The organism is uncultured Aquincola sp., assembly GCF_964001545.1.
Lineage (GTDB): Bacteria > Pseudomonadota > Gammaproteobacteria > Burkholderiales > Burkholderiaceae_C > Aquincola.
In genome coordinates, this window is the sequence record NZ_CAXFDV010000141.1 from 1 (window position 1) to 8,390 (window position 8,390).

At 74.1% G+C, this 8,390-nt stretch carries 8 protein-coding genes; 7 read left to right on the plus strand and 1 reads right to left on the minus strand.

From position 1 onward, the window contains the following. The 7 genes from ABNT58_RS04735 to ABNT58_RS04765 all read left to right on the plus strand — a co-directional run. On the plus strand, nucleotides 1–365 hold a 365-nt coding region (locus ABNT58_RS04735), incomplete at its 5' end, for an imelysin family protein (protein ID WP_348752356.1). Continuing rightward, entirely contained in the window at nucleotides 362–1,831 is a 1,470-nt protein-coding gene (locus ABNT58_RS04740; protein ID WP_348752357.1) for a di-heme oxidoredictase family protein, read from the plus strand. The genes ABNT58_RS04735 and ABNT58_RS04740, both read left to right, overlap by 4 nt. Next, on the plus strand, nucleotides 1,831–2,886 hold the full coding sequence (locus tag ABNT58_RS04745; RefSeq protein ID WP_348752358.1) for an imelysin family protein: 1,056 nt from the start codon (nucleotides 1,831–1,833) through the stop codon (nucleotides 2,884–2,886). The genes ABNT58_RS04740 and ABNT58_RS04745 overlap by 1 nt, the downstream gene beginning before the upstream one ends. After that, nucleotides 2,870–4,024, plus strand: coding sequence for a DUF1513 domain-containing protein (locus ABNT58_RS04750; protein ID WP_348752359.1), 1,155 nt, complete (start codon nucleotides 2,870–2,872; stop codon nucleotides 4,022–4,024). The genes ABNT58_RS04745 and ABNT58_RS04750 overlap by 17 nt, the downstream gene beginning before the upstream one ends. A 68-nt stretch (nucleotides 4,025–4,092) precedes the next feature. Beyond that, on the plus strand, nucleotides 4,093–4,302 hold the full coding sequence (locus ABNT58_RS04755; protein ID WP_348752360.1) for a hemin uptake protein HemP: 210 nt from the start codon (nucleotides 4,093–4,095) through the stop codon (nucleotides 4,300–4,302). A 55-nt stretch (nucleotides 4,303–4,357) separates the two neighbouring features. Further along, on the plus strand, nucleotides 4,358–4,666 hold the full coding sequence (locus tag ABNT58_RS04760) for a hypothetical protein (protein WP_348752361.1): 309 nt from the start codon (nucleotides 4,358–4,360) through the stop codon (nucleotides 4,664–4,666). A gap of 81 nt (nucleotides 4,667–4,747) precedes the next feature. Next, nucleotides 4,748–5,662: a ChaN family lipoprotein gene (locus tag ABNT58_RS04765; RefSeq protein WP_348752362.1), complete on the plus strand. Its 915-nt coding sequence runs from the start codon at nucleotides 4,748–4,750 to the stop codon at nucleotides 5,660–5,662. A gap of 16 nt (nucleotides 5,663–5,678) precedes the next feature. On the opposite strand, the gene ABNT58_RS04770 is transcribed toward ABNT58_RS04765, so the two are convergent. Next, nucleotides 5,679–8,156, minus strand: coding sequence for a response regulator (locus tag ABNT58_RS04770; RefSeq protein WP_348752363.1), 2,478 nt, complete (start codon nucleotides 8,154–8,156; stop codon nucleotides 5,679–5,681). Nucleotides 8,157–8,390 lie beyond the last annotated feature (234 nt).

Consider the following 8,390-nt stretch of genomic DNA (forward strand, 5'->3'; position numbering starts at 1 on the left):
AGCACTCCTGCTTTTCCGACAACACCCACCGCGACGCGGTGAACAACGCGCTGGGCATCGAGAACGTGTGGCTGGGCCAGTACCGCCGCCGCGACGGCAGCACGCTGCAAGGCCCTTCGTTGCGCGACCTGGTGCAGGCCAAGGACCCGGCGGTGGCCGAACGCACCACGCGGCAGATCTCGCAGTCGGTGGCCGCCGCGCGCGAGATCCGCGCGCCCTTCGACCGCGAGATCCTGGGCGACGACAACGCGCCCGGCCGCCGCCGCATCAAGACCGTGATCGACAGCCTGGTGCAGCAGTCCAAGGACCTGGTGGCCGCGGCCTCGGCGGTGGGCATCACGCAGCTGACGCTGGTGAACCCGTGAAGGCGCCGCTGCTGGCCGCGCCGGGGGCGCTGGTGCTGGCACTGGCGGCGGGCCTGCCCGCGCAGGCGGGGCCCGGCGCCAGCCCGGCCAAGGCCGCCAGCGCAGCTGCCGGCGACCAGCGCGCCGCCACCGCGGGCGCGGCCACGGTGTACGCCACCGGCCGCAATGCCTTCAGCTTTCCGGCCGCCAACCTCAGCGACGAAGAACGCACGCGCTTCGTCATCGGCAACTCTTTCTTCCGCCGCAACTGGGTGGAGGCGCCTTCGTCCACCCAGGCGCGCGACGGGCTGGGGCCGCACTTCATCGCCCGCTCGTGCGGCGGCTGCCATGTGCAGGACGGCCGCGGCGCGCCGCCCGACTTTCGCAACGGCCTGAACACCGAGCAGCCGGTGGCGCTGCTGATGCGCCTGTCGATCCCCGGCGTGGGCGAGCACGGTGCGCCCAACCCCGACCCGGTGTACGGCGACCAGTTGAACAATGCCGCCATCCGCGGCGTGAAGCCCGAGGGCCAGGTGCGCATCCGCACCACGCCCGTCAAGGGCCGCTTTGCCGACGGCACGCCCTTCGAGCTGCAAAAGCCGCACTACCAGATCGACGAGCTGGGCTACGGCCCGCTGGGTGAAGGCGTGATGCTGAGCCCGCGCATCGCACCGCAGGTCATCGGCATGGGGCTGCTGGAAGCCATCCCTGAGGCCGAGATCCGCGCCAATGCGCAGCGCCAGGCCGCCGCGCCGGGCCCGATCAAGGGCCAGGTGAACGAGGTGTGGGACGCCTTTGCCCAGCGCACGATGCCGGGCCGCTTCGGCTGGAAGGCCAACGTGGCCACGGTGGCGCACCAGACGGCCGGCGCCTTCATCGGCGACATGGGCATCACCTCCAGCGCGTTTCCCACCGAGGCCTGCAGCACCACGCAATCGGACTGCAGCGCCGCCCCGCACGGCGGCAAGGACGGCGGCCCGGAGATCGACGACGACACGCTGGCCCAGGTGGTGTTCTACACCGCCACCCTGGCACCGCCGGCGCGGCGGCAGGTCAACGATGCCCAGGTGCTGCGCGGCGAAAAGCTGTTCGCGCAGCTGCAATGCGCCGCCTGCCACCGGCCCAGCTACACCACCGGCGACGCCGCGCTGGCCGAGCGCTTTCCGCGGCTGTCGAGCCCGGCGCTCAAGGGCCTGGAGATCCGCCCCTACACCGACCTGTTGCTGCACGACATGGGCCCGGAACTGGCCGATGGCCGGCCCGACTACCGCGCCAGCGGCAGCCAGTGGCGCACGCCGCCGCTGTGGGGCGTGGGACTGATCCGCGACGTCAACGGCCACACGCGGCTGCTGCACGACGGGCGGGCGCGCGGCGTGCTGGAAGCGGTGCTGTGGCACGGCGGCGAGGCACAGGCCAGCCGCGACGCCGTGCTCAAGCTCAACAAGCCCGAGCGCGAAGCCCTGGTCAAGTTCGTGGAGTCGCTGTGATGCTGCCAACCGCCCTCTTCCGCCCGCTGGCGGCTGCCGCCCTGCTGCTGGCTTCAGCCGCCCAGGCCGCGCCAGCCTCCGACGTGGCCGTGCCCTTCTACACGCCCGTGCACGCGCTGGAAGCGCTGTATCGCCAGCACTACCAGCCGCAGGCGCAGGCCTTCACCCAGGCCAGCGCCGCGCTGGTGCCGGCGCTGCAGCAGGGCTGCGCGGCCAGCGGCGCCCAGGCGCTGGACGCGGCCCGCGCCCGCTGGCGCGAAGCCATGGTGGCCTGGGAGCGGCTGAGCGCGGTGCAGATCGGCCCGCTGGTGGAGCGGCGCAGCGCCCGGCGCATCGACTTCCAGCCGGCGCGGCCGGAGCTGATCGCCCGCTCGGTGAAGGCGGCGCCGACGGATGCCGACGGCATGGCCCGCGTGGGCTCGCCAGCCAAGGGGCTGCCGGCGCTGGAATACCTGCTGTTCACCCAGCCGGCCGCGCCGGGCAGCGCCGAATGCCGCTTTGCGCAGGCGGTGGCGGCCGACCTGCAGCGCGAAGCGGCGGCCATCGAGGCCGACTTCCAGGCGCTGGCCGGCCGCGAGTGGGACGAAGACGGCGAAGCCGCGTCCAACGCCTTCGGCGAGTTCATCAATCAGTGGCTGGGCGGCATCGAGCGGCTGCGCTGGGCCGACATCGAAAAACCCATCCGCTCGGCCGAAGGCCGGCCGGTGGCCTACACCCGGCAGGCCGCTGCGGCCACCGCGCAGGCCTGGCAGGCGCGCTGGCAGTCGCTGGCGGCGCTGAGCGCCGGGCCGGCACGGCCGCTGGGCGAAGGCCTGGTGCCGGTGGAGGCCTACCTGCGCGGCCGCGGCCTGAACCCGCTGGCCGACGAACTGGCGGCGCAGGTGACCCGCACCGGCCAGGCCATCGAGCGGCTGGGCAACGGCGCTGCGCCAGCCCGCACCGAAGCGCCACTGGCCGCCGCGCGCGAATTGGGCGCGCTGAAGTCGCTGCTGGAAAAGCGCATTGCACCTGCCTTGCAAGTAGCCCTTGGATTCACCGATGCCGACGGTGACTGAATTGGCGCCTCCAAGCTCGCTGCGCTCGCGCGCCCCAGCGGTTGCCAGGGGCTGGCGCCGTCGCCAGCTGCTGCAGGCCTTGGCCGCACTGGGCGGCGCCAGCATGCTGCCCCGCCTGGCCGTGGCTGCGCCGGGCGCCACGCGCCTGTTCACCGCCTGGGACCTGCCCGATGGCCGGCACCAGGTGGGCTGCGTGCGGCTGGCCGCCGCCGAAGGCGCGCCCTGCCAGGTCGAGGCGCTGATCGACGTGCCCACCCGCGCCCATGGGCTGCTGCCGCTGCCCGATGGCGGCGTGCTGGTGGCCGCGCGCCGGCCCGGCGAATGGCTGCTGCGCTGGCACCCGGCGCGCAGCGCGCCACCGCAGTGGCACTGGATCGACGGCGACCGCGCCTTCAGCGGTCATGCGCAGCTGTGGGGCGGCCACGTCTACACCACCGAAAGCGACCTGGACACCGGCGCCGGCGTGCTGGCCCGCCGCCACCCGCAGACACTGGAACGCCTGGCCGAATGGCCCACCGGCGGCACCGACAACCACATGCTGCTGGCCGATGGCCGCGGCCACCTGTTCGTGGCCAACGGCGGCGTGGCCACGCGGCCCGAAACCGGCCGCCTGAAGATCGACCTGGAGGCGATGGATTCGTCCATCGTGCGCATCGCCGCCGACAGCGGCCGCATCACCGGCCAGTGGCGGCTGGCCGACCGCCGGTTGAGCCTGCGCCACCTGGCCTGGCGCGGCGACGACCTGGGTATCGCGCTGCAGGCCCAGCACGACGACCCCGCCGTGCAACAGGCCGCGCCGGTGCTGGCCGTGCTGCGCGGGGCCCGCGCCGCCGCCGGCGAGCCACAGCTGGTGGCGCTGCCCACGCCGCGACCGCTGGGTGGCTACGGCGGCGACATCTGCGCCACGCCGGCCGGCTTCCACGTCAGCTGCCCGCGGGTGGATGCGGTGGCCACCTGGGCGGCCGATGGCGCCTGGCACGGCACGCAGGCGCATGGCGAGGCCTATGCGCTGGCCACCGCCGAGGGCGCCGCTTTGGTGGCCGGCCCCGGCGGCTGGCAGGCGCTGGGTGCAGCGCCTGCGCTGCACCCCTGGGCCGGCGAGCGCGCACCCGACAACCACGCGGCTGCGGCCGCCTGAAACACCCGATAACCACGGCGGCGTGCCAACCACTTCAAATGCGAACGATTCGCGTTTATAGTGGGGCCATGCAACACCACCTGACCCCGGTTCCTTCGCCCTTCCGTGCCGACACCGGGTCGGCCGCCCACCACCACCTGGCACCGCAGTCGGTGCCGCCGCGCACGCTCACCAGCCGCACGCTGCTGGACGGCGCCAATGAGGTGCAGATCGAGCACTACGGCTCGGTCTACCGCCTGCGCTTGACCGCGCTGGGCAAGCTCATCCTCACGAAATAAACACAAGCCCTTCCACCTGGGCTGGCCGCCGCGCGCCCGACCACCGAGCCTGCCGATGCCCGCCCACCCCTTTCATGCCGACGACGACCTGGCCACGCTGGCCTCGTCACCGCTGTGCCACGTCAGCGCCTGCCCCGGCTGCGGCGTTGTGCACCTGAGCCTGCCTTCGCTCACGCTGCGCTTCGAGCCCGCCGCCTTCCACGAGGTGGCGCGGCTGCTGGGCCAGGCCTCCCGCGCGCTGGGCGGCTCCGGCGCGCCGGAGCCGCTGCCGGCGCATGGCGCCGCGCAGCCTGAGGCCGAAGCGCCACCGCCGGCCGACACGGGCGCCAGCCCGGCCACGCCACCACGCAGCCGCTGGCACTGAAACCGGCCCGCGGCGCACGGCGCCTGCGGCCTGGCGTGCGATGCTCCGGCTGAGCGGCGCTCCTGCGCCCTGGAGTCCGGCATGCCCGTCATCCCTTCTTCGCTGAACACGCCCTGGCCCGCGCGGCGCCGCCTGGTGCGCGCGATGGTGGCCGCACCCGCGGCCCTGCTGGCCGGCTGCGCCACCGCCACGCCGACGCCCGCCGGCCCGGCCGACGGCGCCGATCCCGCGCAGCGGCTGCAGGCCGCGCTGGCCTCGCAGCCGCTGGTGCTGCTGGGCGAGGTGCACGACAACCCCGAGCAGCACCGGCTGCGGGCGCAGGCGCTTGGCCGCCTGCTGGCGGACGGCGCGCGGCCTGCGCTGCTGATGGAGCAGTTCGACCGTGAGCGCCAGAGCGCCATCGACGCCGCGATGGCCAGCGCCGGCGCGCAGCCCGATGCGGTGATCGACGCCGGCTGGCCGCAGGGCCGCACGGGTTGGGACTGGACCTTCTACCGCCCCTTCATCGCGCTGGCGCTGCAGTACCGGCTGCCGCTGGTGGCGGCCAACGTGTCGCGCACCGACACGCGCCGCATCGTCGCGCAAGGCCTGGAGGCCGCCGGCTTCGACGCCGCGGTGCCGGCCGACATTGCCCAGGCCCAGGCCGATGCCATCGTGGCCAGCCACTGCGGCCAGGTGGACGCCTCCCTGGCCCGCCAGCTGATGCGGGCCCAGGTGGCGCGCGACCAGTTCATGGCGCGCCAGCTGGTGGCCCATGCGGCGCCCGGCGCGGTGCTGCTGGCCGGCAATGGCCATGTGCGGCGCGACATCGGCGTGCCGCGCTGGCTGCCGGCGGCCTGGCAGGGCCGCAGCGTGGCCATCGGCCTGCTGGAAGCCGGCGAGGCCCCGGGCGCCGCCTTCGACCTGGCGCTGTTCACCCCGGCCGCGCCGCGCGGCGATCCGTGCGAAGGCATGGCCCGCATCCCGGCGCGGCCGGCGCCCGGCACCGCGCGCTGAGGCGCCGGCCCGCCGGTCAGCCCGGCTCGGTGGGCGGCAGCCGGTCCAGCGCCTCGATCAAGGGTTGCAGCAGCGCCAGCACCGCGGCCAGGGCCTGCGCCTGGCCGGCGCCTTCCCGCGCGGCTTCTTCCAGCCGCCCGGCCGCCTGAGACAGCGGGCCCATGCCCAAAGCGCCCGCCACGCTGCGCAGGTCGTGGGCCAGGCGCCGCGCCTTCACCGGGTCGCTGGCCAGCGCCTCCTGCATCTGCGCGCCGAAGCTGCGGTGCATCTCGCGAAAGCGCAGCAGCAGCCGCCGGTACAGCGGCTCGTTGTGGCCGGCCGAGGCACGGCCCACCGCCAGGTCCAGCCCGGGCACCGCCGACAGCGGATCGGCCGGCGGCGGCGGCACCAGGGCGCGCGGCGTGCCGCCGGGGCCCAGCCAGCGGGCCAGCACCTCGAACATGCGGGGCACGTCGATCGGCTTGGCGATGTGGTCGTCCATGCCCGCGGCAAAGGCCCGCTCGCGGTCGCTGGCCATCGCGTTGGCGGTCATCGCGATCACCGGCAGCTGGGCCCAGCGCGGCTGGGCGCGGATGGCGCGGGTGGCCTCGTAGCCGTCCATCACCGGCATCTGGCAGTCCATCAGCACCACGTCGAAGTCCAGCCGCTGCAGCCGCTCCAGCGCGTCCTGGCCGTTCTCGGCCACGGTCACCTGCATGCCGGCGCCCTGCAGCAGCTCGGCCGCCAGTTCCTGGTTGATGAGGTTGTCTTCCACCAGCAGCACCCGGCGGCCGGCCAGCACCTGGGCCTGGGGCGGGCGGCCTTGTTCATCCGCATCGGCATCGGCCGCGGGCGGGGGGGCCAGCCCCAGCGCCTGCAGGCAGGCGCGGCGCAGGCCCAGCGGGGTGACGGGCTTGGCCAGCACCTGACGCCGCTGGGCCCCGGCCTGCTGCAGCCGCTGCAGCAGCTCGTCGCCGTTCAGGCCGGCGGTCAGCAGCACCACCGGCAGCGCATCGCCCAGCTGCTGGGCGCACTGCAGGCCGTCCATGCCCGGCATGTCGCGGTCGATCAGCGCCAGCTCATACGGCTGCCCGGCCTGCGCCTGCAGCGTGGCCCGGCGCAGCAGGTCCCAGCCGTCCTGCGCGCACTCGGGCACCATGCCCAGGCTGCTGGCCATGTCGGTCAGCGCCGCGCGTGCACCGGGATGATCGTCCAGCAGCAGCAGGCGGCGCCCCTGCAGCGCGGGCAGGCGCAGCTCGGGCTGCTGCGGCTGCAGTTCGAACTCGGCCGCGAAGCTGAATTCGCTGCCCTGCTGCGGCTGCGAGCGCACTTCCATCTGCCCGCCCATCTGCCGCACCAGGTGGCTGGAGATGGCCAGGCCCAGCCCGGTGCCGCCGTGCCGGCGCGAGGCCGAGCTGTCCACCTGCTCGAAGGGCCTAAACAACCGCTCGCGCTGGGCCGCGTCCATGCCCACGCCGGTGTCGCGCACCGCAAAACGCAGCGTGGCCCGCTGCTCGGTGCGGCCCAGCAGCTCCACGCTCAGCGTCACCTCGCCACGGTCGGTGAACTTGACCGCATTGCCGCCCAGGTTCACCAGCACCTGGCCCAGGCGCAGCGCGTCGCCCACCAGCGCGGTGGGCACCTCGGGCGGCAGCAGGAACACCAGCTCCAGCCCCTTTTCCTCGGCCTGCAGGCCCACCATGCTGGCCAGGCTGTCCATCACCTCGTGCAGGTCGAAGGGCGCGCGCTCCATGTCCAGCTTGCCGGCCTCGATCTTCGAGAAGTCGAGGATGTCCTTGATGATGCCCAGCAGCGACTGCGCCGCCCGCTCCATCTTTTGCACATAGCGGCGCGGCCGCTCCTGCATCTCGCTGGCCAGGGCCAGCCGCGCCATGCCCAGGATGGCGTTCATCGGCGTGCGGATCTCGTGGCTCATGTTGGCCAGGAAGGCGCTCTTGGCATTGGCCGCCGCGCGGGCCACGTGCTGTGCCTCCACCAGCTCGGTGATGTCGCGCCAGGCGCCGTGCAGCACGCGCGTGCCGTCGGGCCGACGGGTGGCGGTGGTCAGCGCTTCCACCCAGCGCACGCGCCCTTCCACCCGCGTGCGAAAGTGGATGCTGCCGACGATGCCGTGGGTGAGCGAGGCTTCCACCCAGGTGCGCGTCCAGGCCAGGTCGTCTTCGTGCATGCAGCGCCAGCGCACCTCGGGGTCGCGCATCAGCTCTTCGGCGCTGCAGCCCAGCAGCTCCTTGACGCCATGGCCGACGAAGGTGAACGGGCTCACCGGGCTGCCCACCACACGCTGGAACACCACCACCGGCAGTTCGTTGGCGATGTCGTGCAGCAGCTGGCGCGCCTCGGCGGCCTGCGCCTCGGCCTGGCGGCGCAAGGCCTGCTCGCGCCGCAGCCGCCGGTGCAGCACCAGCGAGCCCGCGCCCGCGGCCACCAGGCACAGCCCCAGCAGCCAGGGCAGCAGCGTTTGCGTGGCCGGCGTCACGCCCAGGGCGAACGCCATGTGCCACCTGTTGATGCCGCTGAACCGCTGACCGGGCATGTCCCCTCCCCTGCATGCTGCGCAGGGCGGCGATTGTGCCCAAACGTAAACGCAGCAAGCTTCGGCGGCGACCTCGCCGACGGCGGTTGCGGGGTCAGCCGCCTTCGGTCAGCCGGGTCGGGTCCAGCAGCTCGGCCAGCCGTTCGCGCGGCAGGTCGGTGTGCTCCAGCGCCACGTCCAGGATGGGCCGACCCT